At 55.1% G+C, this 26,248-nt stretch carries 22 protein-coding genes; 11 read left to right on the top strand and 11 right to left on the bottom strand.

The window, feature by feature from the left end:
* Nucleotides 1-15 precede the first annotated feature (15 nt).
* The 4 genes from A6R74_RS18310 to A6R74_RS18295 form a co-directional block, all read right to left on the bottom strand.
* On the bottom strand, nucleotides 16-291 hold the full coding sequence (locus tag A6R74_RS18310; RefSeq protein WP_064235910.1) for a TIGR03643 family protein: 276 nt from the start codon (nucleotides 289-291) through the stop codon (nucleotides 16-18).
* Nucleotides 292-294: 3 nt separating this feature from the next.
* Nucleotides 295-1,671 carry a PepSY-associated TM helix domain-containing protein gene (locus tag A6R74_RS18305; protein ID WP_064235909.1) on the bottom strand — a complete coding sequence of 459 codons (1,377 nt, stop codon included), beginning with the start codon at nucleotides 1,669-1,671 and terminating at the stop codon, nucleotides 295-297.
* A gap of 97 nt (nucleotides 1,672-1,768) precedes the next feature.
* Nucleotides 1,769-2,401: a class I SAM-dependent methyltransferase gene (locus A6R74_RS18300; RefSeq protein WP_064235908.1), complete on the bottom strand. Its 633-nt coding sequence runs from the start codon at nucleotides 2,399-2,401 to the stop codon at nucleotides 1,769-1,771.
* A 284-nt stretch (nucleotides 2,402-2,685) separates the two neighbouring features.
* Nucleotides 2,686-3,033, bottom strand: coding sequence for a helix-turn-helix domain-containing protein (locus A6R74_RS18295; protein WP_064235907.1), 348 nt, complete (start codon nucleotides 3,031-3,033; stop codon nucleotides 2,686-2,688).
* A gap of 495 nt (nucleotides 3,034-3,528) precedes the next feature.
* Between A6R74_RS18295 and A6R74_RS18290 the strand changes: the two genes are divergently transcribed.
* From A6R74_RS18290 to mdoH, 3 genes are all read left to right on the top strand, one after another.
* Nucleotides 3,529-5,874 (top strand): putative bifunctional diguanylate cyclase/phosphodiesterase, encoded by a 2,346-nt coding sequence (locus A6R74_RS18290; protein WP_064235906.1) that lies wholly within the window; start codon nucleotides 3,529-3,531, stop codon nucleotides 5,872-5,874.
* Nucleotides 5,875-6,203: 329 nt separating this feature from the next.
* Entirely contained in the window at nucleotides 6,204-7,787 is a 1,584-nt protein-coding gene (locus tag A6R74_RS18285) for a glucan biosynthesis protein G (protein ID WP_082906743.1), read from the top strand.
* A gap of 4 nt (nucleotides 7,788-7,791) precedes the next feature.
* Nucleotides 7,792-10,323: a glucans biosynthesis glucosyltransferase MdoH gene (gene mdoH / locus A6R74_RS18280; protein WP_240488268.1), complete on the top strand. Its 2,532-nt coding sequence runs from the start codon at nucleotides 7,792-7,794 to the stop codon at nucleotides 10,321-10,323.
* Between the two features lie 104 nt (nucleotides 10,324-10,427).
* Here mdoH and A6R74_RS18275 read toward each other — a convergent pair whose 3' ends face one another.
* Entirely contained in the window at nucleotides 10,428-11,375 is a 948-nt protein-coding gene (locus A6R74_RS18275) for a helix-turn-helix domain-containing protein (RefSeq protein ID WP_064235904.1), read from the bottom strand.
* A 211-nt stretch (nucleotides 11,376-11,586) separates the two neighbouring features.
* Between A6R74_RS18275 and A6R74_RS18270 the strand changes: the two genes are divergently transcribed.
* The 8 genes from A6R74_RS18270 to A6R74_RS18235 all read left to right on the top strand — a co-directional run bounded on the left by A6R74_RS18270 (nucleotide 11,587) and on the right by A6R74_RS18235 (nucleotide 20,452).
* Nucleotides 11,587-12,999 carry an ethanolamine ammonia-lyase subunit EutB gene (locus A6R74_RS18270; protein ID WP_064235903.1) on the top strand — a complete coding sequence of 471 codons (1,413 nt, stop codon included), beginning with the start codon at nucleotides 11,587-11,589 and terminating at the stop codon, nucleotides 12,997-12,999.
* Nucleotides 12,992-13,828 (top strand): ethanolamine ammonia-lyase subunit EutC, encoded by an 837-nt coding sequence (eutC, locus tag A6R74_RS18265; RefSeq protein WP_064235902.1) that lies wholly within the window; start codon nucleotides 12,992-12,994, stop codon nucleotides 13,826-13,828. The genes A6R74_RS18270 and eutC overlap by 8 nt, the downstream gene beginning before the upstream one ends.
* Nucleotides 13,829-13,979: 151 nt before the next feature.
* On the top strand, nucleotides 13,980-15,413 hold the full coding sequence (gene eat / locus A6R74_RS18260) for an ethanolamine permease (protein ID WP_064236083.1): 1,434 nt from the start codon (nucleotides 13,980-13,982) through the stop codon (nucleotides 15,411-15,413).
* 111 nt (nucleotides 15,414-15,524) lie between these two features.
* Complete coding sequence (locus tag A6R74_RS18255) at nucleotides 15,525-16,028, top strand: CIA30 family protein (protein WP_064235901.1); 504 nt, start codon at nucleotides 15,525-15,527, stop codon at nucleotides 16,026-16,028.
* Between the two features lie 162 nt (nucleotides 16,029-16,190).
* Nucleotides 16,191-16,574 (top strand): photoactive yellow protein, encoded by a 384-nt coding sequence (pyp, locus tag A6R74_RS18250; protein WP_007111627.1) that lies wholly within the window; start codon nucleotides 16,191-16,193, stop codon nucleotides 16,572-16,574.
* 141 nt (nucleotides 16,575-16,715) lie between these two features.
* Nucleotides 16,716-17,861 carry an AMP-binding protein gene (locus A6R74_RS18245; RefSeq protein WP_064235900.1) on the top strand — a complete coding sequence of 382 codons (1,146 nt, stop codon included), beginning with the start codon at nucleotides 16,716-16,718 and terminating at the stop codon, nucleotides 17,859-17,861.
* Nucleotides 17,862-17,936: 75 nt separating this feature from the next.
* Nucleotides 17,937-19,697 carry a bifunctional isocitrate dehydrogenase kinase/phosphatase gene (gene aceK / locus A6R74_RS18240; RefSeq protein WP_064235899.1) on the top strand — a complete coding sequence of 587 codons (1,761 nt, stop codon included), beginning with the start codon at nucleotides 17,937-17,939 and terminating at the stop codon, nucleotides 19,695-19,697.
* Nucleotides 19,698-19,738: 41 nt separating this feature from the next.
* Nucleotides 19,739-20,452 carry an SIR2 family NAD-dependent protein deacylase gene (locus A6R74_RS18235; protein ID WP_064235898.1) on the top strand — a complete coding sequence of 238 codons (714 nt, stop codon included), beginning with the start codon at nucleotides 19,739-19,741 and terminating at the stop codon, nucleotides 20,450-20,452.
* A 5-nt stretch (nucleotides 20,453-20,457) separates the two neighbouring features.
* Here the strand turns inward: A6R74_RS18235 and bioA are convergent, their stop codons facing one another.
* The 6 genes from bioA to bioB are packed head-to-tail and all read right to left on the bottom strand — an operon-like array spanning nucleotide 20,458 to nucleotide 26,151.
* Nucleotides 20,458-21,729: an adenosylmethionine--8-amino-7-oxononanoate transaminase gene (gene bioA / locus A6R74_RS18230; protein WP_064235897.1), complete on the bottom strand. Its 1,272-nt coding sequence runs from the start codon at nucleotides 21,727-21,729 to the stop codon at nucleotides 20,458-20,460.
* Nucleotides 21,726-22,415, bottom strand: a complete 690-nt coding sequence (gene bioD, locus A6R74_RS18225; protein WP_064235896.1) for a dethiobiotin synthase — start codon at nucleotides 22,413-22,415, stop codon at nucleotides 21,726-21,728. Before bioD ends, bioA begins: the two co-directional genes overlap by 4 nt.
* On the bottom strand, nucleotides 22,412-23,194 hold the full coding sequence (gene bioC / locus A6R74_RS18220) for a malonyl-ACP O-methyltransferase BioC (RefSeq protein ID WP_064235895.1): 783 nt from the start codon (nucleotides 23,192-23,194) through the stop codon (nucleotides 22,412-22,414). Before bioC ends, bioD begins: the two co-directional genes overlap by 4 nt.
* Nucleotides 23,191-23,919 carry an alpha/beta fold hydrolase gene (locus A6R74_RS18215; RefSeq protein ID WP_064235894.1) on the bottom strand — a complete coding sequence of 243 codons (729 nt, stop codon included), beginning with the start codon at nucleotides 23,917-23,919 and terminating at the stop codon, nucleotides 23,191-23,193. The genes bioC and A6R74_RS18215 overlap by 4 nt, the downstream gene beginning before the upstream one ends.
* The gene (bioF, locus tag A6R74_RS18210) at nucleotides 23,901-25,064 is read right to left on the bottom strand and encodes an 8-amino-7-oxononanoate synthase (RefSeq protein ID WP_064235893.1); all 1,164 of its coding nucleotides are present in this window, start codon (nucleotides 25,062-25,064) and stop codon (nucleotides 23,901-23,903) included. Before bioF ends, A6R74_RS18215 begins: the two co-directional genes overlap by 19 nt.
* On the bottom strand, nucleotides 25,051-26,151 hold the full coding sequence (gene bioB, locus A6R74_RS18205) for a biotin synthase BioB (protein WP_064235892.1): 1,101 nt from the start codon (nucleotides 26,149-26,151) through the stop codon (nucleotides 25,051-25,053). The genes bioF and bioB overlap by 14 nt, the downstream gene beginning before the upstream one ends.
* Nucleotides 26,152-26,248 lie beyond the last annotated feature (97 nt).

Below are 26,248 nucleotides of genomic sequence, written 5' to 3'. Positions count from 1 at the left end.
ATTGGTTAGTGAGTCTTAGCGCTTATATTGCGTCGGGCAGTAGCCCCGTAGCACATCGGGTGAACGCAATGCACTATGTTTGGTGGCGCGGCCGGTGACGCGCTTTCGCCATAGGCGAAACGAAGCGGGTTTGAGCTGGTGGCGCATCACCTCAATCACATCGGGCTCGGCAAGGCCAAACAGCGTTTCGATGGCTTCAAACGGGGTGCGGTCTTCCCAGGCCATTTCGATAATGCGTGATTGCTCGTCATCGGGTAACCGGCGAAAGCGTTTAACGGGGGCTTTTGGCATCTTTCACCTCGTTTCAGTGAGTTGGCGGTGTGCGCTGTTGCGTTGTTTAACATACCATCGCAGCGCATCAATCACGATGAAAACCGCTAAGCTGACGCCCAATACAGGCAGCGCCATACCTAGCACGATAGCGACAAACAGCACGCTTAGTTTGGCTGTAAACGGTAGCATTAGCCAAGGTTCAGTCACTGTGGGAAAGCGCTGACCACTTACCGTGCGCAACCGCCGCCATGCCATCAAGTAGCCCCATATTATCAACGTCACAAGCCCTGCGGCGATCAATGCCAGCACGACTTGATTAACAATGCCAAACAATACCCCCATATGCAGGTCAATCCCCCAGCGGGTGAGTTTGGCTGCCAGAGGAAACGTGGTGAAGTCGGTTTGATCGGTCACTGCCATGCTGTGCGGATGCAGTGCTACTTGGTCGACTTGGGTAGGCCACTGGCGATCAATTTCGGCTACCCGCCACGCCTGCTGAGGGCCGCTCGGGGGCGTAAGCTGAAGTCTTGCTGCGTTTAGGCCCGCCTGGCGGGCAGCGCTAAGCGCTCGATCAAAGTCGTCTAATGCGATGGCCGTGGAGACCATGGCCATGTGGCCGCGATGTTCCGCATGTTCATCGTGTGGTTGGGTATCGGTATCGATCAGCGCTGTTGAGGCGCTTGGGGTACTCCAGCCCCATGCATGCCGCAGCTCGGCAATATTGCTGCCCGCCCACTGTGACCAAGTAAGCCCCGTGGCAGAAAAGAACAGCAGCCCGAGCGATAAGACCCATCCAAGTGTTGCGTGGCGTCGGCGGGTTGCCTGGGGCCCTGAGCGTGCTTTTAGCGTGCGGCGTTGCCAAACCCACAGCATGAGGCCACCCAGCGCGGCAACCCAGAGCCAAGAGGCAGCCAGTTCACTATATAGACGGCCTATATCACCCATTAACAGCTGGCGATGAAAGTGATCAATCGCTGTGCGCAGCGGAAGTATTCCGCTGGTGCCGTAAACCGTTGTATCACCAGTCACCGCGAGCGAAATCGGATCAACAAACAATGCGCGATGTTCTGAAGGGCCGAGACCTGGCTCACTAAACATCAGCCTGGTGGTGTCGCCGTGTTCTGGTGCGGGGCGTACCGCGCTGGGTAAGGTTGGAACGCCTAGATAGCGCTGCCCTGCAGCGATCTGTTCGGCAAGCGGTTGAGGCTCGCCCTGAGTAACGCCATATAGGGTGTCATGGTAGAACCACTCTTCAAGTGGCGGGCTGAGTAAGTAGGCAATGCCGGATAACGCCGCGATAAGAATAAAAGGGCCGATGAAGAGGCCAATATATAAGTGTAGGCGGCTAATGAGGGCAAAGAGCAGTCTGCCGGTGCGGGTAGGGGAGTGGGCTGTCATTGGTTTGAGTCCGAGTGGTATCGGTAAAATAGCCTGACAGCTTAGGTAGTTTACTTAGCGATCGCTAGCGTTGAGGCAGCGGTAAAAAGTCACACGTTTAACGGCTAGAAGGCGCTGGCTTGGCGGCCAGCAGTGCTCGAAATAGGCCATTCATCAGCACTGGCTCGTCATGACGAATCTGGAACCCCGCCTCGCTGAGCAATGGCTGTGCTTGGCGAGTAATGTCAGTCGCAAGTGCCGATGTGACGCCATTTAGAAGACGTCGACCCGCTCCCACAGGTTGGTCGTCGGGTTGAAACTTATCCATTACACATAGCTGCCCGCCGGGTTTTAGCACGCGGTACGCTTCGGCAAGTCCTCGCTGTGGGTCTGGCATGACCGCAATAATGAGATGCATGATGACAGCATCAAAGTGCTCGTCAGGGTAGCTGAGCGCCTCGGCGTCCATCACACTACACTCCACATCGTGGCGCAGCGCCTCGGCCCTTTTGGCTGTGCGTTTCACCATGGCCGGAGCGATATCGGTGGCGTGCAATTCAATATCGTGAGGCAAAAAAGGCAGGTCTAACCCTGTACCAGCCCCTACCAGCAGCACCCGCATGCCTGGCTCCCAATCTACTTGGCCAAGCGCAATACGCCGCGGCCTGCGAAACGCCCGAGCGGCGACCACATCGTAAAAAGGTGCGTAAAAAGTGTAGCGTAGGCGATTCCACGCGGTAGTGTTGAGCATAACACCTCTTAGCAGCGCAACGCTGCGATTGCTGAACGGCGGGTGTTGACTGCCGATATCAGACTACCTATAGCATGAAAGTAATCATTCAACCAATCGCGAGTTTTCTTGTTATGCCTGTTATTTTATAAAACTAGTGTTGTAGAGTTATATGTGGTTAGTCATTTTTAGTTTCTGTGTTAAGGTTAAAAGTAGCGTGACATTAGTATATTTATTGTTGAGTATAAGTAATAAACTTTGATTGTTTTTGGTATGGTAGTGACGCGTTTTCTCATTAAATATCATTATCCCTTCTGAAGACGAGCGGCTAAGTTTTCAACAATATCTATAACGAGTTTGCGATCATTTTGATTTAAGGGGGCTAGAAGCTGTTTCATTCTGCTTGACTGATCATCGATATGAAAACTGGCTTGTCCAAACAGCTCTGCAGCTTCGCAGTTGAAAATTTCAGCAAGCTCTATTAAGCGCACAATATTGGGGATCACCCGTCCACGCTCAATGCGTGAAACGGCTTCATTGCCAACACCTAAGCGCTCAGCAACTTCTTCCTGGGTTAAGTGACTGCGAACCCGCTGTTTTGCAATGGCCCGGCCAATACTGCCCGCTAGCCGTTTCTGTTCTGTTTTATTCACAATGCCCTCCATTAGACCTAGATGGTTGAGGAACGACCTATTGACATGAAGGACTGTTTAGGTTGAATATCATCCTCTAAGGTTGATTTGGATGCTGATAGTTACTTTTTGTTTCATTAGATTACTCTCTGAAATGTTTGGTGCAGTGACGGGAAGTTGATTGGGTAGCCAAATAATCATAAATATGTAGATGTATATGGACATATAGATAAAAGCCTACAGCTATGAAATGAATAGCTAAGCGTGTATCGATAGGCATAGTGCTTGAATGTCTTTAAATGTTAATGACCGAGTGGCTTTAGTATTTTTTTAAAAATTGTTTAATGGTTTTAATGTGAGGTGTTGTTAGACAATGAGTGGTTTTCCATTTAAAAATTTTAGCATTTAATCATTTGCCATAAAGCGTTAATAGGGCGACGGGTGTGTTTTTTCCACAGAAACTTATCAGGATGAGCGAGAGAAGCTTGATGTGTAAATCTGAAGGCGCTTAATAACATGCCACTTACTTCTGCACCAGAGGTTTTTCGACAGTTGGCGGATAAGTTGTCCTGCGTCAGTGAAGAGGGTTTTTTTCAGCACCTTGCGAGGTCCTTAGCGGATATCCTTGGGGTTGATCATGCTGTTGTTGAACATGTCGATAGCCACCAAAGCATTGTAACCACGCTGGCGGCGTGGTCGCAGGATGTGTTCATTGAAACGGCCCCATATGCGCTACGAGGCACACCATGCCAGCAGATCGCTGATCACTCACGATTGTTTGTAGCCTCCCACGTTCAGCAGCAGTTTCCAGATGATCAACGCCTGGCTGCCCTGGGAGCAGAGGGGTATTTGGGGGTTTCCATCGCTGCGCCTGGTGGCGGTTTTTTGGGTGTTATTGCGCTGATGCACTCCTCTGTTTTGGGGCTTCCTTCGTATGCCGATGAAGTGCTGCGTATCGCTGCGGCGTTAGCTGGCGTCGAGTTGGCGCGTCAGTTAGCGGAAAGTCAGACACGCGAACGCCTGTTATATAAACAGCGGGCGCTGCAGCGCATTGGCCAACGCAATGAAGCACTGATCAACACTATTAATGAGCAGCAACGTTTTCAGCACGCCGTGGTTAGCGTAGCGACTGCGGTTTCGGCTGAAAATGGCGAAGCGTTTCTGCATCAACTTACCGCTCACACGGCCGAGGCGTTATCTGCCGAGGTAGGCTTTATTGCGCTGCTGAATGAGCGAGATGCTGATTTTGCACATACTTTAACGCTGTATGTAAATGGTCAGCGGCAAAGCAATTTTGCCTACTATCTTCCTGGTGTTCCCTGCCACAAGGTGATGGTGGAGCAGGAGTGTATCGTTCACGATGGCGCCGCCATTATGCTGCCTACTGAAACCAATGGCGCGTTAAGTTGGGTAAACGGCTATGTAGGGCGACGGTTGGATAATAGCCATGGACAGCCCATGGGGCTTATTGGTGTTATGTTTAAACAGCCGCTGGCCGATGTGGCTGTTGTGCGCAACGTATTGCAAATATTCGCCGCGCGGGCGGCTTCAGAGCTTGAACGCCAACAAGATGAAGTACGCATTCGCCAACTCGCTTTTTGTGATCCCGGCACTCAATTGCCCAATCGCGCTGCCTTTATGCGTCATTTAGAGCAGGTGGTTACTGATACTCAGACCGCTGAACTGGCGCTACTGTTGTTAGATCTTAACCATTTCAAAGAGATTAATGACACCGCTGGGCACGACCTGGGTGATTTAGTCCTTAAGGCCGTTGCCGAGCGCTTTGTCGCCACCTTAACGGAGGGGCAGTACCTGGCCCGGTTAGGCGGCGACGAGTTCGTGGTAGTTTGCCCTGGCGTCGAGGCAAACGGCGCGTTAGCCACCGCGCAGAGGCTGTGGGACAGCATCGCGCTGCCGTTTATTGTTGAGCAGCACTCTTTCGAACTCTCGGTGGGAATCGGTCTCGCGTTTTATCCCCAGCATGCGGCAACGCCTTTAGAGCTGTTAAAACACGCAGACATTGCCATGTATCAAGCGAAACGGCAAAAGCTTCCCTTGTGTGTATTTGAGCCTTGGATGGAGCGTGTCGTCGCTGAACAGTTGCATATCGCCAAACGCTTAGCGTTTGCCATTGCAGAAAAACAGCTGAGTCTGCACTTTCAGCCCCAGGTAGATTTACACAGCGGAAGGCTGATTGGCGCTGAAGCCCTTTGTCGCTGGCACGATGAGGAGCTTGGCGACGTTTCGCCGGGCAAATTTATACCTATTGCTGAGGAACGCGGCATGATCGTTGCGCTCGGCAGTTGGGTAATAGAGGAAGCCTGCAGGCAGCTTGCTGCATGGCGAGAGCAGGGACACACCATGCATGGGCAGCTGGCGATCAATATTGCCGCCCAGCAATTTGAAGAGGAGGACTTAGTGGCTAGCGTGCTCAATCGCTGTGCCCAGTTTGGCATTGAAGCATCACAACTGAGTCTGGAAATTACCGAAAGTGGCATTATGGAGAATCCTGAAAAGGCGATTGCTATCACTGAAGTGTTAAAGAGCAAAGGGCTAGGGCTTTCCATTGACGATTTTGGCACCGGGTATTCGTCGCTTGCTTACCTGAAGCGCTTCGCTGCTGACAAAATCAAAATTGATATCTCTTTCGTCCGCGATATGCTTACCAGTGACAATGACCGAGCCATTGTGGCGACGATTATAGCCATGGCGAACACGCTGGGCCTTGAGACCATTGCGGAAGGTATAGAAAACCAAGATCAAATTACCGCGTTGCTGGCGTTGGGCTGTGCTCAGGGTCAAGGTTACTGCTTTGATCGGCCATTGACTGCCGACCAGTTCTCCCAGCGCTGGCTTCGCTAAATCAGTAGATCAATTTTGCCTTAAGCGTTTGCGAAAGGCGCCCGCCAAGTATAGCGGCCGTTGAAGCGGCTCAACGACTTGAGCCCGTTCTAATTTTTTCCTCAGTCCTTTCAAAAAGCCCAGCCAGTCAGGGTGCCAAGTAGTCTAGACTCATGCTATACCTAAGCTGTAATCTCATCTTCATATGCGCTCACGGTGTGTACTTTGGCGATGATGAGTAATAGTAAAAGGACGCATTTAGCTGATCGAATGGACGCTATTCGTATGTCGGTTCGGCAAATAAGCGGATTTGAATTCAGTCAAAGGATTGTACAGGAGCATTACGCTAAATGAGTGAATCGACCCAGCGAAATAACCTTTCACGCCGCAAAGGTTTTTTTTCAGCAGCCGTGCTAGGCGGGCTACTGGTTGGAAGCCTCCCTGTTGAGGCTTTGGCGTTTGGCTTCGATGATGTCGCCCGAAGAGCAGAGGAACTAGCCGAACAGGGCTACCGCCCCCCAGAAACATCGTTGCCAGACGAGCTGCGCGAACTCAGCTATGCAGAGTATGCGCAAATACAGTTCAAGCGAGATCGCGACGTATGGAGCGGTAATGATGCACCTTTTACCCTGAGTTTTATCCATGAAGGGATGCATTACGACAGTTCCATCCAGTTGAACAGTATTGATTCGGAAGGGGAAGTTCACAGCTTTGCTTATAATCCTGACGACTTTACCTACGGTGATTTAGGCATCTCGGACGATGTTAAGCATAGCGATGGCGTTGGTATCGCTGGCGTCAGAATCAACCACACACTCAATGGTGCTGATAGCAATGAAGTGATGGTATTTCTGGGGGCAAGCTATTTTCGCGCTGTGGGCAGAGGCCAAGTTTACGGTCTTTCAGGGCGTGGGTTGGCCGTAGATACGGGATTATCTTCGGGAGAAGAATTCCCCCGCTTTAGCGAAATGTGGATCGTCGAGCCCAGCCCAGAAAGCCTGTACTTAACGATTTTCGCCCTGCTTGACTCGCCTAGCGTTACGGGAGCCTACCGCTTCGTGCTTCGTCCCGGTGAAGGCACTTTAGTCGACGTACAGTCGCGGCTATATTTGCGTAGGCCAGTCGAGAAACTGGGAATAGCACCGCTAACCAGTATGTACCTTTACGGCCCGGAACAGCCTTCATCGACACAACACTATATGCCGGCAATCCATGACTCGAATGGCCTATTAATCGATGATGCCCAGAATGGCTGGCTGTGGCGCCCGCTAGCCAATCCGGCCAGATTAATGATGAATAGACATACAACGCCTCAGTTGCGCGGTTATGGCCTGATGCAGCGTGGCCATAGCTTTAGCGATTATCAGGATATTGATGCACGCTATGATCTGCGTCCAAGCGCCTGGGTTGAGCCGCTCAACGAGTGGGGGGCAGGTAGTGTTGAGCTGATTCAGATTCCGACAGACAACGAGACCAACGATAACATCGTATCGATGTGGCTAGCGGATGAGCCCCATGAGCCAGGAACGCCGCTGGCGTTCGATTACCGCATTATATTCACCACTAATGAAAGCCGTCATCTTGACCCTCAGCTTGCATGGGTTGAAGAGACACGTCGTTCACGGGGTGAGGTGATTCGCGATGACCTAGTGCGGGAGCCAGACGGTACACTCGCCTTCGTCCTCGATTTTGTCGGGCCTTCGCTTGAGGGTATCGGCAACGGCGCAAACATAAGCGTTGATGCAAGCGTGGGCGATAATGGCGAATTAGCCGCTAGCCGCGTTGTGCATAATCCAGCCACTAACGGTTGGCGTGTGTTTGTCAACGTGAAGCGCAATAACGGTAACCAGCCTTTGGATATCAGGGCCAAGCTAATGCTTGATGGCAAGCAAGTATCTGAGACTTGGTACTATAGGCTACCCGCCAATGGCTGAGAAAATGTCTTCTTCACAGGCAACGCCAACGGATATTTATTTAGAGCGGTTGGCGTTGGAGACCCAGAATCGTGAGGAGCGCTACAAGTTACTGGTCGGTGATCTTGATAAGCACGAAATGGCTTCTCTACATGCTGCGCTAGGTGAGCGTAGTGAGGATCATTGTGATGGCCAAGCCGAAGGCCATAATGAAGGCCACAGCGGCGAAAATAATGATCCGGCGGCTTTATCGGTGGGGCGGCGCTTGGCGCTTGCCTATGCGGAGCCGCCTCTCGCGCCGCCAGAGGTGCTGTCAACGGACACATCGGGCATTACGCGACTGCGCACTGCGCCAGCGATGAAGCGAACGCCGTTGGCCCCCCAACAGTGGTCGACCAATCCTTTCGTGAATATTGGCCGACGCTTCAAGCGCTGGGCTAGCGGTGATGTTCGTCGGCGCAAAAGAGCATCACCCTCCGCTTCTTGGAAGTGGGTCGCCTCAAGGCGTCGTTGGATTTTATTAGTGTTGATTTTTGGTCAAAGTATCATCGCCGCCAATCAGATGCGCACCGTTCTCCCTGGCCAAGGCCTGCAGTGGCTTGAGATCGCTATTTTGTCACTGTTTGTACTGCTATTCGCCTGGGTATCCGCAGGGTTTTGGACGGCCTTGATGGGGTTTTTCCAGCTATTACGACGCCATGACCGCTACGCCATTGATAGCGAGGTGGGTGACGAGCCGATAGATGATGAGGCACGCACAGCGTTGCTGGTGCCCATCTGTAACGAGGACGTTGCAAGGGTATTTGCCGGGGTGCGCGCCACCCTGGAGTCTTTGCGTAGCACGGGTAATGATCGGCATTTTGACATCTTCATCCTGAGCGATACCTCCGACCCTGATATTGCCATTCAAGAAACCTATGCATGGTTGGTGTTGTGCCGCGATCTGGAAGCTTTCGGGCAGGTTTTCTATCGCCGTCGACAGCGCCGTGTCAAACGCAAGAGCGGTAATCTTGACGATTTTTGCCGCCGCTGGGGAGCGCTCTATCGCTATATGCTGGTGCTGGATGCCGATAGCGTCATGAGTGGCAAATGCCTTACCCGGCTGGTGCAAATGATGGAGGTGCATTCAAATGTTGGCATTATCCAAACGGCGCCCCGCGCTTCCGGCCGTCTCAATTTGTACGCCCGCATGCAGCAGTTTGCGACGCGGGTTTACGGGCCGTTGTTTACCGCTGGACTGCATTTTTGGCAGTTAGGCGAGTCGCATTATTGGGGCCATAACGCGATCATTCGCTTAGCCCCGTTTATGCAGCATTGCATCCTAGCGCCACTGCCTGGTAAAGGCTCAATGTCGGGCGAGATTTTATCCCACGACTTTGTTGAGGCGGCGCTGATGCGGCGCGCCGGTTGGGGGGTATGGATTGCTTATAATCTGGAAGGCAGCTTTGAAGAAATGCCACCTAACCTGCTCGATGAGCTCAATCGCGACAGGCGCTGGTGTCACGGCAATTTGATGAACTTCCGGCTGTTTTTTTCGCAAGGCATTCATCCCGTACACCGTGCCGTTTTCCTAACCGGTTTAATGTCCTATCTTTCTGCGCCGCTATGGTGTCTTTTTTTAGTCCTTTCTACCGCACTTTTAGCCGTGCATACCTTTACCACTCCCAACTACTTTCCTGAACCGGGGATGATGTTTCCTGTTTGGCCGCAATGGAATCCAATGTTAGCGGTGGGATTGTTCGGTGTGACGGCGCTGCTGCTGTTCTTGCCTAAGCTGCTCAGCGTATTGCTGGTGTGGGTACAGGGTAGCCGACAATTTGGCGGGCCACTCAAGGTGTTAGCGAGCATGGTGCTTGAGTCGCTGTTCTCGATGCTATTGGCGCCAGTCAGAATGCTATTCCACACCCGCTTTGTATTGACATCATTAATGGGGTGGGCGGTTCAATGGCGCTCGCCATCGCGGGAAAATAGTGACACGACGTGGGGTGATGCCTTCCGTGCTCATTGGAGCCAAACCTTGATAGGGGCCGTGTGGGCAGCGGGGGTTTACGTTATGGAACCCACATTTCTGTGGTGGCTCTCGCCCATCGTCGTTTCTTTAATGTTATCCATTCCGGTGTCGGCCCTCTCGAGCCGTGTCTCGTTAGGACGATTCTGCTTTCGAAAGCGGCTGTTCCGGATTCCCGAAGAAACGCAACCCCCAAGGGTACTGCGGCGTATGGTGAGTTTGCTTTCCCGCATGAACACAGGAATGGCGGCGCCGTCTTTTGCCCAAGTGGTGGTAGACCCCGTGCCCAATGCATTGGCAACTTCCCTAGGCACATCACGGCATACCGATGTTGAGCCAGTACGCCGACGTCGAGCCGAGCGGGTTGCACGCGGAGTAAGGATGGGGCCTGCGGCAATGAGTCGGTTAGAGCGTTTGGATTTTCTCGATGACCCTGTGATGCTTTCGCAACTGCACTACCACATTTGGGACGACAGCAAGGCGCACCACAGTTGGTTTGACTATGGTCTTCCAGGGCGTGAATCCAAACATCTGCCTACGTTTAGCTAAGCTAATGATCACTTTCAACGACTGGCGATTTTAACCAGTACCGCACGTTTAATCAGGCCGGCCGAGAGGCTGGCTTGTATTGCCTATCTGCTATTTTGAGTTGCTCAAAACGCTTTCGCATGCAGCGTCTGCGAAGGCGACTCCCCAAACTGCTGTTTATAGTCGTGGGCGAATTGACCCAGATGCCAAAATCCCCAATAAGTGGCTATGTCGGTGACCGACTGCTCTGGTGACGCCGCTCTTAGCGCGCGCCGCACGCGATTCAGCCGCGTTAGGCGTAAAAACTGCAGTGGACTGATGCCTAAAATAGTCGTAAAGCTATACTGCAGGGTGCGGCGGCTCACATGAGTTAGTTGGCAAAGCTCCTCCATGGTCACAGGGCCATCCAGGTGTTTGTCAACATAACGCTTAACGCGGTCAACCACTTCCTTGCGATGGGCGTAGCTGGGCGGCAACACAGCGCCAGGCTGGTCGGTTTGCAGCAGTTCCAGTAGCGCCATTAGCAGTATGTCTTGATGAATATGACTGGCAATCGCCAGGGTTTGGCAGGTGAGTAAACGCTCGATAAGAAACGACACGGCATTAAGCGTTTCCTTATTAGCTTGGCGTCGCGGCCTTACCTGCCAGCGTTTATCCAAGCTCACACCCTGCCGTTGGGCGGCCTCTGCTAATGCTGGTAATTGAATCACCAACCCGTAGATATCGAAATCCTCTGGGGTGACCAGTTCAAAATCCCGCCCGCCGGGGCGGCACATTACCTCGCCCGTGCTAAGCGCTTGACCATTGATACGCGCCCCCTGGCGAGTAGTGGGAAGCCCGATCCATAATGAGTTAGGCCACACCCGGCAGTCCTGACGTAGTGCTTGCCCGGTATGCTCTTTGAACACTTGCATGGTTTCTAATGCCACTTCATCCAGTCGACCATAGAAGCTTCCCGGACTGAGCTGGTCGTATTCCTGCTGCCAGCGCGTCAGGTTTTGTGCATGCTCATCGGCATCAAACGCTTCTTGGATGCATCTTTTTGGTGCAAATGCGCTGTCGAGCGTGGTCATGGGGACTCCCAGGAGCGTCAAATACGCTCAATATTGCTTGGTTGACGCCTTAACTTTCTGTATTTGTTTGAATTTATAAAATAATACCGGGTTTGCCAAAACTCGATACTCGCTATCTATTGATAACGCTATGGTAGCAACAAGCAAGTTTTATACCTCAACGCGCAGTCAGCGCGATTAAAAGCAGCCGTCATATAAAAAGGAAAACGCCATGGCGCAGACCTATCACACTACGGTGGGGAGCCGTAGCTACCGCTTCGCAAGCTTGGCCGAGCTGATGGCCAAAGCCACGCCGCCGCGTTCGGGCGACCGCTTGGCCGGGGTGATGGCGGAGAGTGCCGAACAGCGCGTGGTTGCCCAAATGGTGTTGGCCGAGCTGCCACTCACCACCTTCTTGAACGAAGCCTTGATCCCCTATGAAGACGACGAGATCACCCGGCTGATTATCGATGACCATGACGCCGATTCCTTCGCGCCGATAAGCCACCTCACCGTGGGCGACTTTCGTAACTGGCTGCTCTCCGACCACGCCACCAGTGAGGAGCTAACGCAAGTCCGCGCGGGGATTACCCCAGAAATGGCTGCTGCCGTTAGCAAGCTGATGCGCAATCAGGATCTGATTTTGGTCGCCAAGAAGTGCCGGGTCACCACGGCGTTTCGTAACACCATCGGTCTGCCGGGTCGGCTCTCTACACGGCTCCAGCCCAATCACCCCACCGATGACGTCACTGGCATTGCCGCCAGTATTCTTGATGGCCTGCTCTATGGCAGCGGCGACGCGGTAATTGGCATTAATCCCGCGACTGACAACGTTGCTCAAAGCGTCAAGCTGATGCGTCTGATGGACGAGGTGATTCAGAAGTATCAGATCCCCACCCAGTCCTGTGTGCTTACCCACGTAACAAACACGCTGGAAGCGATCGAGCAGGGCGCCCCGGTCGATTTGGTCTTCCAGTCGATCGGCGGCACCGAGGCAACTAACCGCAGTTTTGGCTTTGATTTGAGCACCCTAGCGGAAGCCGAAGCGGCGGCCCAGTCGCTTAATCGCGGCACGGTGGGGCGCAACGTGATGTATTTCGAAACCGGACAGGGCAGCTCGCTCTCCGCCGATGCCCACCACGGGCTCGACCAGCAAACTTGCGAAGCCCGCGCCTACGCGGTGGCACGCAAGTTTAATCCGCTGCTGGTCAATACCGTGGTGGGCTTTATCGGCCCGGAATACCTTTTCGACGGCAAGGAGATCACCCGGGCGGGATTGGAAGACCACTTCTGCGGCAAGCTGTTGGGCGTGCCCATGGGCTGCGACGTTTGCTATACCAACCACGCCGAGGCCGACCAGAACGATATGGATAACCTGCTCACGCTACTCGGCGTGGCGGGCTGCAACTTCATCATGGGCATCCCCGGTTCCGACGACATTATGCTCAATTACCAGACTACCTCCTTTCACGATGCGCTCTACGCACGGCGAGTCTTAGGGTTAAAAGCGGCGCCAGAGTTTGAGCGCTGGCTTGAAGAGATGCAGATTTTCCAGGATATCAGCACTCATCGGCTCAACGACCAGCTGCCCGCTGCCTTTGCCAACAGTCTGCGCCACCTGCCCAAGGAGCCGCATCATGGTTGATCAGCCAATATCGCCCATCGTCGTCGAAAACCCTTGGGAGCGGCTGAATGCGTTTACCGACGCACGAATTGGCCTGGGGCGCGCGGGTGTCAGCCTGCCGACCAGCAAGCTGTTGGCGTTTCAGTTGGCCCATGCCCAGGCCCAGGACGCCGTTCACACCCCGCTGGATGTCGACGCGCTCGCCAGCGAGTTAACCGCGGCGCTGGATTTATCAGAGGCCCCCATACGCTTACATAGCCATGCCCAAGACCGCGCCATGTATCTGCAGCGGCCTGACTATGGCCGCCGCCTCAACGATGAAACCCGTGAGCAATTACAGCAAGCCGCCGCCTCTCAGCAGCGCTATGACCTGGCGGTAGTGATTGTCGATGGGCTCTCTGCGCTGGCCGTGCAGCAGAACAGTGCGCCGTTTCTTAGCACGCTGTATCAGATGTTCAGCAGCGATGCTGCCGATTGGCAGCTAGCGCCGCTGACCATTGTCGAGCAGGGGCGGGTGGCAATTGGCGATGAGATTGGCGCGCTGCTGAACGCTGACGCCGTGCTGGTGATGATCGGCGAACGGCCAGGACTAAGCTCCCCGGACAGCCTGGGGCTGTATATGACCTGGGCGCCGGAGCCGGGGCTAAAAGATGATCGGCGCAACTGTATTTCCAATGTGCGTCCGGCAGGTTTACAGATTGAGGAGGCCGCTCGGCGCTTCTTTCTGCTGTTAAAAGAGGCCCGTCAGCTCAAAGTGTCGGGGGTTAAATTGAAAGACCGCAGTGAAGACGATGTGCTAGAGGGGGACGCCGCATCCGGTTCAATACGCAACTTTCTGGTCGCTGATTAGCGACCTTGGTTCACGGCAACAGCCGTATCAAAACAGACGTATAAAAACAACGACGTAACAATTCTCCAATAACAATATGGAACGCAGTAATCAGCCAATAGCACAGCACGCCGCTGACGACACTTTCGTTCCACACCATGAGGGCAAAATGATGACACAACCATCAGTTGATAAAGCGTATTTGGCAAAACGCCAATTGCGTAAAGGCACCGCCGGCTGGATGTTGCTGGCGGGGCTAGGGGTTTCCTACGTGATTTCCGGTGATTTCGCTGGGTGGAACTTTGGCATCGCCGAAGCGGGCTGGGGTGGTTTTGCGGTTGCTGCCTGCTTAATGGCGTTGATGTACTTGGCTTTAGTGCTGTCGTTGGCGGAAATGTCCGCAGCGATTCCCGCCGCGGGGGGTGGCTACAGCTTTGCCCGCCAGGCCATGGGGCCGGCCGGTGGTTATCTTACTGGGCTTGCAGTATTGATCGAATACGCTCTGGCCCCTGCGGCGATTGTGATTTTTATCGGTGCCGCGGTGGAGTCATTACTGGGTATCAATGGCCCGTTGGTATATCTGATCTTCTACGCCGTGTTTATTGGCATCCATCTGGCGGGCGTGGGGGAAGCGCTTAAGGTCATGATGGTGATTAGTGGCTTGGCGGTGTTCGCCATTATTGCCACCGCCGTGGCTCTGATCGGTAGTTTTGACTCGGCCAACTTGTTTGATATTGCCCCCACCGATGCGGCGGGTGCGAGTACCTTTATGCCGTTTGGCTGGTACGGTATCTGGGCCGCGCTGCCGTTTGGCATGTGGCTATTCCTGGCGGTGGAAGGCGTGCCGCTGGCGGCGGAAGAAGCCAAAGACCCAGCGCGGGATATGCCCAAAGGCATTATCGGGGCGATGCTGTTTTTGCTGTTCACCGCCTTGCTAGTCGTCGTTCTGCTGGCCGGTGCGGCGGGGGCTGAAATGATCGGTCAAAGCGGCGTGCCGCTGGTGGATGCGCTGAACGCGGCGGGTAACCCAACGCTTGCCACGGTGGTTAACGTGCTGGGCTTAGCCGGACTCATTGCTTCCTTCTTTTCGATCATCTATGGCTATAGTCGCTTGGTGTTTGCGCTCTCACGAGCAGGCTACCTACCTAAGCAACTGTCGCTGACCAGCGGACGTAAAGTGCCCTATCTAGCGCTGATCGTGCCGGGCGTATTTGGCTTCCTGGTGTCACTCAGCGGTGAGGGCGACCTGATGTTGGGGATGGCCGTGGTCGGCGCGACTATTTCTTATGCGCTGATGGCGCTGAGTCACATTATGCTGCGGGTACAACAACCTGACTTGCATCGGCCGTATAAAACCCCTGGCGGTGTGGTGACATCAGGTATTGCGCTGGTACTGTCGTTGGTAGCTCTCACCGGTGTGTACGCCTTTGATCCCCGCGCATTCAACTACACCATCGTGCTATTCATCGCTGGGGCGGCTTACTACTTCCTGTACAGTAAAAATCATTTGGTGGCGAAAACCGCCGAGGAGGAGTTTGCGCTGGTGTCCGCTTCACCTGAAGAACTGGATGAAGGCGAAACCGCACCGGCCGCCGCTAAGCTGTAAGCGAGCCAACGAGTAGGCTACTGTGATAAGCCCCGGGCGGTAAAAACGTCTGGGGCTTTTTTATACCTATGTATTTATGCATCTATCTATGAACCGTTGCGAGGTGGCCGCATGACGCTGAACTTTAATGATCCCAGTGAACAGCAGCGGTGGTATGCCGTCGATGATGGTGTCATGGGCGGGGTTTCCCAGAGCGGGTTTAGCGTTATCGAAGGTGAAGGTCGCTTTCATGGCGAGGTGTCGCTGGAAAACGGAGGAGGATTTGCCTCCGTTCGCCGTGAGCCCAACGGTTTTGAGCCAACGCTAGCGGATGCCCTGGGCATAGCGCTAACCGTGCGAGGTGATGGACGTACCTATCAACTGCGCCTGAAAAGCTCCTCCCTGGGTGATGCCTCTGCCTACCGGGTGAAATTCACCCCTGCTCAAGATTTCTGGGAGACACTGCATTTCCCATGGAGCGCCTTTGAAGCGGTGCGGCGTGGCACCATGCTTAGCGATGCCCCTGAAGTCATGCCAAGCGAGATTCACCAACTCGGTTTCTTAATCGCAGATCGCACCGCAGGGCCTTTCTATTTACAGGTAAGTGCTATAAACGTAGTACTTGGTAAACGATAAAAGTGGTAGCGATATCATCCAATAGTAGTAGTTGGTTGTCTTAGTAACATGATGCTGCTAATTTCGATGGGGCTTGTAGTTTGTGCACAGTTTTTGTGACAGATTTGTAAAATTTTTGGTGGGTCGAAATGCCTGCCATTCGTTCAATCAGGAGGTGTGGTAATGGCAATGGAAACGGTTCGCTTTGGTGGCGACGATATTGAAAATTCACTGGCGAAAATGGATGACAAAAAACTTGATGAGTTAGCCTTCGGCGCTATCCAGCTGGATGCCAACGGTAAAATTATTCAATACAACGCAGCGGAAGGCGGCATTACCGGGCGAGACCCCAAAAGCGTAATCGGTAAAAATTTCTTTACCGAGGTAGCACCCTGCACGCAAAGTAAAGAGTTTCAGGGCCGCTTTAAAGAAGGCGTTAGCAGTGGCGAGCTCAACACAATGTTTGAATACGTTTTTGACTACCAGATGACGCCTACGAAAGTAAAAGTGCATATGAAAAAAGCTATTTCAGGCGATACCTATTGGATTTTTGTTAAGCGTCTGTAATACGCTTATTGGCCGCTTGCTCAACAGATAAGAGGGGTAGGCGGTCTGCTATTTGAAGCGGACATTTTTTCTTGCGAGTTCCGGCTCGTAGTTAAAGGCAAAAAGACAAGTAGTTAAAGATAAATAGTTAAGGATAAAAAGATGCCTCAGTGGCTAAGCGAAGCTGATTGCAAGGCAGTTTTGCAATCACTGCTGAGCGCAGAACTGGCTGTATACCGGGGTACCCCTGCGCCAAACTGGCAGGATACACCGGCTATCGATTCCCTCGAACGGCTTCACCTCGCCGCTTGTGTTAACGAATTCTTTTGTTTACACGAAACAGGAGCCGAAGACCGCCTGCTAATGACCCAAAATTTTGATGACTGGGCCTCCTTAGTGGCACGGGCCATCGCTGAAACCTCAGGGCTGACGTTTAGAACTTCCGGCAGTACAGGCTCTCCTACTGTTCATCTACACCGCTGGGAAGATATTGAAGCAGAGGCCCATGCCTTGGCGCAGCGCTTTGCGTCTCGAGCACCGCTACATCGCGTGATTAGCTGGTTACCGCTGCACCACCTGTACGGCTTTATGCTGGGCGTTGCGCTACCCAGTGTGATGGGTATTCCGCGCATTAGTGCTGACACCGCAATGCTACCGACCTTAACGGCAGGTGATGTAGTGGTGACGGTTCCACCCCGCTGGGACTATTTAGCCCGTTCACGCAACGTTTGGCCCGCCAGTGTCGTCGGCGTGTCTTCGACCGCACCGCTTTCTGCCGACACCTCAGATGCGTTGATCGCAAGTGGTCTAGCCGGGCTATTAGAGATCTACGGCAGCACCGAAACGGGTGGTGTCGCCACCCGCTGGCAGCAGGACGAGCCTTATCGGTTGTTAGCCCATTGGCAGCGGGTGGATACACAGCATATCCAGCGTGTTAATCGCCCCATCGCCACACCGTCGCTGGCCACGCCATTGCTAGATAGCACTCAATGGCACGACGAACACACCTTTACGCTGCAGGGGCGTCGCGATGACGTGGTGACGATCGGTGGCGTGAACGTTAGCCCCCAGTATGTGGCCGAGCGTTTGCGTGCGCTGGAGAGTGTAGCCGAGTGTTCGGTACGTACCACAGGGCCCGCTACAAAACGGCGTTTGAAGGCTTTTGTGGTACCTGTGAATAACGAGCAGGAAGCCGCTAATGCGATCGCGCAAGCCATTGCCCAGTGGCCTGCCGCCGAACGCCCCATTGGAGTGACATACGGTGATGCTCTGCCCACCAATGAGATGGGCAAGCTAGCTGACTGGTAAGTGCCTACACCAAGGTCGTCTCGCATGTAGTTTGCCGTTACGCGAAGCTGGTAGAAATAATCAGGAGTTTGGCCAGTGAAACACTCACCGGGTTATCGCCTAGCGGCAACGATTTTGCACGGTTTCGACGAGTATCGGACGCGCTTTAAAGAGATCACTTCTGACGCCAGCCGACGCTTTCGTGATGCTGCGTGGCGTGATGCCCAACTGGCGTCGGCAGAGCGGATCAATCTCTATAAGGAAAAAATCGACGTCACCCTGGGGCGTTTGAAGCGCACTTTTGACCCCGAAGTGGTTTCACATTGCGAGTGCTGGCGGGAAGCGCGCTACCACTACGCCGAACTGATTAGCCATCGGCTCGACTTTGAACTGGCGGAAACCTTTTTTAACTCGCTGTTCTGCGCCATCTTCCACCACCGCCATATCCGCAACGACTGGATGTTTGTGTATAGCTCCCGGGAAGATGCTGCCCGCCGCTCAGGGATTGAGCTATGCCGCAGGCACAGGGTCAATGGCGATTGGCAGGCGGCGCTCAAGTGGGCGCTTCTCGATGCGCCACTGGATAATCGCTTTGCTGATATAGACCAGGATACCCACCTCGGGTCCAGCTTCTTACAGCAGCATTTACCTGCGGCGATGTTGGAGGCCGATGACACTGAAATCGAGCTGCTGAATAGCGTCTTCTACCGCAATAAGGGCGCTTATCTGGTGGGGTGTATCCGCGGCGGCGGTGAACAGGTGCCGCTGGTGCTGCCTGTGCTTCACGGCGAAGGCTTTGGTGAACAGCAGGGTGGCGACCCCTGTCTGCACCTGGACACGGTACTGATCGAAACCGACGAAGTGTCAATTATCTTCTCTTTCACCCGCGCCTACTTTCAGGTTGAGGTGGCGGTGCCCAGGGAGTTTGTCGATTACCTGCAGCAGTTAATGCCGCACAAGCCGGAAGGCGAACTCTACGCTGCCATCGGTTTCTTCAAACACGGTAAAACCGAGTTTTTCCGCGCCTTGAACCGTCAGGTCGCCAAGCGCGAAGATCAGTTTATTATTGCCCCTGGCGTGCGCGGCATGGTCATGGCGGTGTTTGTACTGCCCAGCTTTCGCACTGTATTTAAGATCATTAAAGATAAATTCGACCCGGCCAAAGACGTTACCCACGCCGTGGTGCGCGAGAAGTATCGGCTGGTAAAGCGCCACGACCGGGTAGGCCGTATGGCCGATACCCAGGAATTTTCCAATTTTATTGTCCGTCAGGATCATTTTTCGCCGCAGTGCCTGGAACACTTATTGGAAGTCGCGCCCTCAACCGTGGTGTTGAAAGACGATAAAGTGATTATCAAGCACTGCTATACCGAACGCATGATGACGCCGCTAAATATCTACCTGGAGCAGTGCAGCGACGCAGAGAAGGCGATGGTGCTCAAGGATTACGGCAATGCCATTAAGCAGATGGCGGCGGCGAATATCTTCCCTGGCGATATGCTGCTGAAAAACTTTGGCGTAACACGCCATGGCCGGGTGATCTTCTATGACTATGACGAAGTCTGCTACCTCACCGAGTGCCGTTTCCGGCATATCCCTAAATCCTCCGGCAATGATTTCCAGGGAGGCGATACGTTATCCATCGGCCCCAACGATATTTTTCCCGAAGAGTTTGGCCCCTTTATGTTTGCCAATAAAACGCTGCGCGATATGTTTATGCACCAGCATCCTGAACTGTTCGACCCGGATTATTGGCTGGAACTGCAGCAGGCGATCATCGATGGCCGCGTCATTGATGTCTACCCTTACCGTAACAAGCAACGCTTTGCGGGCAGCATCGGCCAGTTGGTATATTAGAAGCCTATAGCGCGCAATGAGACACAGACATCGAGGCAACTATGGCAGCAAGCCCGCATTTGGTGGTGTTTACCGGCTCGGGGATTAGCGCCGAGAGTGGGATTAAAACCTTTCGTGCCAGCGACGGCCTGTGGGAGAACCATCCGGTTGAGGATGTGGCGACTCCCCAAGCGTGGCAGCGCGACCCGCAGCAGGTGCTGGATTTTTACAATCAGCGCCGGGAGCAGATCCGTCGAGCCAAACCCAATGCTGCTCATAAAGCGCTGGCCGCTCTGGAGCAAGATGGCTTTACCGTTAGCATCATTACCCAGAATATAGATGACCTGCATGAGCGAGCGGGCTCCCGCCAAGTGCTGCACTTACACGGCGAGATTCTGAAAGCGCGCTCCTCCATCGATGAGCGCATGCGCTACCCGCTGCTCAAGGGGGGGATTGAGCTGGGTCATGTGTGCGATAAGGGCAGCCAGCTACGCCCCGACGTGGTCTGGTTTGGTGAGTCGGTGCCGCTGTTCGCCGATGCCTGCGACATTGTTAGCCAGGCTGACTTTTTGCTGGTCGTCGGTACGTCGCTGGCGGTTATGCCCGCAGCATCGCTGCTATCTTATATTGACTACGATACCCCCTGCGCACTGGTCGATCCAGAGGCGGATAGCCTTAGCCCGCCGGGGGTGCTGGCGATTAACACCACCGCCGGAGAGGGCGTTCCAGCGCTGGTAAATCGCTGGAAGCAGCAGGGTAATCTACTGCTTTCCTGAGCTGTTTACTGCTCAAGAAACCACGCCCTCATCACCTCGGTAATCTTCACCATCTCTGCTTCAGAGGTAATGTAGGCGGGCATGGTATACAGCCAGCGGCCGATGGGGCGAAGCCAAACGCCTCGCTTGCGGGCGAAGTCACCTACCCCTTTTAGTGCATCGGCGGAGTGCGCTTCAATCACCGCCGTAGCGCCGAGTACGCGAACATCGGCCACGGTTGGGTACGCGTTGAGCGCACGGTCTTCCAGTAGCTCGCGTCGCAGCAAGCGATTAAGCGCCGCTATCTTGCCAAGATAATCCTCTTCCTCGAACACCCGCAGGCTTTCCAGCGCCACGCGGCAGGCCAGCGGGTTGCCCATAAACGTCGGCCCATGCATAAACGCATGCTGGGAGCTGTCGCCGATAAAGGCGTTGTGGACGCGATCCGTCGCTAGCGTCGCGGCGTGCCCCAAATAGCCACCGGTTAAACCTTTGGAGAGCACCATAATATCCGGCGTAACGCCCGCGTGGTCAGCGGCAAACAGCTTGCCGGTGCGGCCAAAGCCGGTGGCCACTTCGTCAAAGATCAGCAGCACATTAAACTCATCGCATAGCGCCCTAGCGCCAGCAACATAGTCCGGCGAGGTCATATTGAGTCCGCCTGCGGCCTGTAATAGCGGCTCCATCAGCAGCGCGGAGATTTCGTCATGGTGGCGCTCAAGCACCTCACGCAGGGCGCTAAGGTCGTGTTCCACCTGCTCCGGCGTGGCGTCATAAGGGGCGGTGGGTGCCGGGGCAAAATGGTGTTGGGGCAGCAGGCTGGCGAACAGACTGTGCATACCCTCTTCCGGGTCGCATACCGCCATGCAGCCGGTGGTGTCACCGTGGTAGGCCTTCATCAGCGAGAGCATCTTGCGCTTGCCGGGATTTTCGGAGAGCACTTGGTACTGCAACGCCATCTTCATCGCCACTTCCATACCTACCGAGCCGCTATCCGAATAGAACACGTGATTCAGCCCGGCAGGGGTAATGCGCACCAGCTCGCGGGCCAACTGGTCGGCGGGGTCGTGGGTTAAGCCACCAAGCATCACATGGCAAAGCTGGCCTGCCTGTTCGCGAATGGCCGCCACCAGGCGCGGGTGGCCGTAGCCGTGGATCATACACCACCAGGAGCAGGTGGCGTCCAGCAGGCGTTCGCCGCTCTCAAGCACAAAGTGAGCGCCGTCACCGCCCACCACCTTGGGGGCGGGCGTCTGGGTTTTTAAGTGGGCATAAGGATGCCAAACCGGCGTCGTCATAACGGCTCCAGGGAGAGGTAGGGGGCAGCAGTAGCGGCACTGGGGGTGTCGAGATGGGGGATAATGCCTAAACAGGGGGCGGCCAGTTTAGTATTTAGATGCGCGATGTTGGCATCAAAACGAGCAGTGTCGGCCGCAAAATCGGGATCCACCACGCTGCCTGCCCAGCCTGCGAGTACCAAGCCGTCGGCGCGAATGGCTTCCGCTGTTAAGCGAGCATGATTTAAGCAGCCCAGCTTTAGGCCAACCACCAGAATCACCGGTAGCTCAAGCGCGATCGTCAGGTCGGCAAAATCTTCCTGCTCGTTTAACGGTACGCGCCAGCCACCGGCGCCTTCAATCAAGGTGAAGTCTCTGGGTGTTTGGCTAAGCGTTTCGCGTAGTGAACTCTCGATGGCGCAAACCTCAAGCGGCTGGCCTGCCTCCATCGCGGCGAGATGAGGCGCAATGGCGGGGGCAAAGGCGATAGGGTTAACCGTGGCATAGTCGACCGGCGGCACACTCTGCTGCTGTAACATCAGTGCATCATCATTACGCAGACCTTCGCTAGTCTGCTCGCTGCCGGAAGCCACCGGCTTAAGGCCCAGCGTGCTCAGCTGCTGTTGGTGGGCGGCATGTAATAAGCCGCTGGACACCAATGTTTTACCCGCATCGGTATCGGTGCCGGTCACAAACCAGACGTTCATAGCGGTTTTTCCAATTGCAGCGTTAAACAGTGGTAGCTCACCGGCAGGCCCTCAGGCTGGCGCAGTTGCTCATAGCGCGCTTTTGCGGCGGCGATATCCGTTCGGGTAAGGCGAGTGTTTGGTCGGGGAAGCTGTGCTCCGACGCCTTTAATAGAGGCCATCACGGCTTGCAGGTCGGGGTAGTAAAAGCGCTCAACGGTGTCCGTTTGCTGGTGGATGGTTAAGCCGCTTTTACCAATCGCCTGTTCGACTCTGGCGTGATTAGGGGGTTGCAGCAGCGCCTCGGGGCGTTGCCAGACACAAGCGATCTCTTCAAGGGTGCCGGGCAGCAGCGTGGTGATATGCGCCTGCCCGCCGGGCGCGAGAACCCGGTAAAGCTCCTCCATCACCGCGCCAATATCGCGACACCATTGGACTGCCACGTTGGAAAACACTAGGTCAAAGGCATGCTTATCAAACGGCAGCGCCGCCGCATCGCCTTGTTGCCATTGGATAGCGTCACCATAGCGCTGGCGGGCCTGTGCCAGCATGCCGGGAGCTAAATCTAACCCGGTGATCTGGGCGCAGGGGTAACGTTCGGTCAGCTGGTGTGTCCAGTAACCAGGGCCGCAGCCCATATCGAGTATGTTATAGGCGTGGTCAGGCAGCGAATCCCAAAGCCGGTGACCTATTTGCCGCTGTGCGCTGGCGAGCGCATCGTAGCGCGGGGCGGCCCGGGAGAAGGCGTGGGCAACCCGCGCCTGCCAATTGGCATCGCTGTTTACCGTTAGAACGTTCATAAAACCGCCATGTTAGCGCTAGCCATCTGGGTGGCATGATGAGCAATCTTCGCAGCGAGTGCCTGGGGCTGGGAGAGCATCGGGCAGTGGCCTACACCGGTTAAAAGCTCACTGGCGCGGCGCTGGGCGGGGCCGATTAATGGATCGTGCTCGCCGGTGAGCCGTACCACCGGGCAAGGGGCCACCGCTAGGCGTCGGCGGTTATCAATCGATGCCAGCCAATCCAGGCCAGTAGCGAGCGTGTCGCTGTCGGCGGGTAGCGTGTCGCCCAGCAAGTCATGCAACTGCCGATAAGCCTGCCGGGGGCTGGGCTCGCCTTGCGCCTGCCAGCGTAAAAAATGCTGCCAGGTCGCGGTGGGGTCGCGCTGAAAGGCACGACGAAAGGCATTTAGTTCGCCAGAAGTGACGCCGTCAGTAGCGCAGAAGGTGTTACCGGCACCGAGTAGAATTAGCCCGCGTGGTGGGGGCAGCTCCTCAAGGAGTGCCGCTGCCAGTAACCCGCCTAGCGACCAGCCGACCCATATCGCCTCGTTGGCTAGTGGCTCGGCCATCGCTTTCGCCAGCTCTGTCAGCGTGGCGTTAGTCCCCAGCGCAGCGGCATCGCCGTAGCCAGGCCAATCGATGGCCTGAGCAGCCAGATGATCGGGCCAATGCGCTGCCAATGGCTGCCAGATACGCCGGTCGATTCCCCAGCCGGAGAGCAGTATTAAACGCAGGGGCTGCATAACGCCTCTTGGCACTTGCACTGGTTGAGCGCCGATAACAGCTGGTCAATATCGCCCTCCTGGTGGCGGGCGCTTAGGGTGATGCGCAACCGAGCTTCCCCTTTGGGCACCGTTGGCGGGCGAATCGCTCCTACATGAATGCCAACCTTTTGCAACTGCCCCGCCCAGCTTAAGGTGCGCGTTTCATCTCTTAAGATAAGTGGCTGAATGGGTGTGGCAGAGGTGCTGATTGGAAGCCCTAGGTTTAGCGCCTCGCGGCGGAAGTAAGCGATATTGGCGTTGAGCTGAGCACGATGCTCAGGTTCATCCTGAACGATCTCCAGCGCTTTGAGGGTGGCCACGGCAATCGCCGGGGGCTGGGCGGTGGTGTAAATATAGCTGCGGGAAAATTGCATCAGGTGGTCGATTAACGCGGCATCCCCGGCTATAAAGGCCCCCGCGGTGCCCAGTGCTTTGCCTAAGGTGCCGACCAAAATCGGCACCTCGGTGCTGCTCCAGGCGCTACCCGCGCAGCCGCTGCCATTTTCACCCAGTACGCCCACGCCGTGGGCGTCGTCGATCATTAGCCAGGCGTCATGGCGTTGGCTAACGGAGACTAAACTGGCGATGCCGGCTATATCGCCATCCATGCTAAACACGCCATCGCTAACCACGAGTTTATGCGCGTACTCACTGCGCCCCAGCAGGTTTTCCAGATCGCTTGTGTCCCGGTGATGAAAGCGCCGTGAGCGGGCGCCGCTTAATGCGGCGCCATCGATTAACGATGCGTGATTAAGGCGGTCTTGAAAGATAGCCGTCTGGCGGTCAGCCAACGCTTGCAGAACACCTAGGTTGGCCATATAGCCGGTCGAAAACAGCAGCGCACGTTCTCGGCCTGTCCAGCGTGCTAAGGCATCTTCTAGGGCGTCGTGAACCGCCAAATGACCGCTAACCAGATGCGATGCACCAGCGCCAGCGCCATAACAGCGCGCGCCCTCCGCTTGAGCTTCGCTGACTCTTGGGTCTTGAGCCAAGCCCAGGTAATCGTTACCGGCAAAGTCGAGCGCACCAACTTCCATGACCCGGCGGGTTCGCCAGCGATTTGCTTGCTGGCGGCCTAAGCGGGCATCGGCTAAGCGCTGTTGCCAGGCGTTAGACACTGGCATCGACGGCTAGCTCGGCAACGCGTTCGGCGTGCACCTGCTGCTGCGCCTGTTGGGCAAGACGTGCCGCTTGGGTGTCTTCACTCTCACACGTTTCGCGCTTTTCTGGGTGTAGGCCCAGCTTGGCAAACAGCGCACGGTCGCGATCCGCCTGGGGGTTACCGGTGGTAAGCAGTTTGTCGCCGTAGAAGATCGAATTGGCGCCTGCCAAAAACGCCAGCGCCTGGGTCGATTCGTTCATCTGCTCACGGCCAGCGGAGAGTCGCACATGACTCTGGGGCATCATAATGCGGGCGACGGCAATAGCGCGGATAAACTCGATGGGATCCAGGTCTTCGACATTTTCCAGCGGCGTACCGGGTACTTTGACCAGCATATTGATCGGCACGGATTCCGGGTGCGGCGATAGCTTGGCCAGCTGTTGCAGCAAGGCGCTACGATCTTTGGCGTCTTCACCCATGCCGAGAATGCCCCCGGAACAGACTTTCATGCCCGCATCGCGCACGTTGGAGAGGGTTTCCAGCCGGTCGCTGTAGGTGCGGGTGGTGATGATTTCGCCGTAGTACTCCGGCGAGGTATCCAGGTTATGGTTGTAGTAATCGAGCCCGGCGGTGGCTAGTCGGCTGGCCTGTTCGCCGTCGACCATGCCTAGCGTCATGCAGGTTTCCAAGCCCACGGCTTTTACCTGACGCACCATCTCTTCAACCAGCAGTAAGTCTTTGTCCCGGGGGCTGCGCCAGGCTGCGCCCATGCAAAAACGGCTGGCACCGGCTTCTTTCGCCGCCTTGGCTTGCTCAACGACTTTTTCAATTTCCAACAGCTTCTCTTTCTCTAGCTGGGTATTGTAGTGGCCAGACTGCGGGCAATATTTGCAATCTTCCGGGCAGGCGCCGGTTTTGATCGACAGCAGGGTAGAGACCTGGACTGCGTTAGCATCGAAGTGAGCACGGTGAACCTGCTGGGCTTGGAACAGCAGATCATTGAACGGAAGCGCGAACAGTGCGTTGATCTCGTCCAGCGTCCAGTCGTGGCGCTGCGGATAGCCTGTTTCAGTGCTTTGCTCTTGAAGTAGCTCGTGGGTCACGGTCATGGGTGTAAACCTTTCAGCTTTTAATAGTTGACGAGACTTTAGCGGCGTTGCGCTTTGGGTGTCAACGTTGGAAGTTTTTTAGGTTTACAGTGATCTG

The organism is Halomonas sp. ALS9 (genome assembly GCF_001651035.1).
In the GTDB taxonomy this organism is placed as follows: Bacteria; Pseudomonadota; Gammaproteobacteria; order Pseudomonadales; family Halomonadaceae; genus Vreelandella.
The sequence above is the reverse complement of the archived record's forward strand: the minus strand, read 5'-3'. Positions and strand labels throughout refer to the sequence as shown.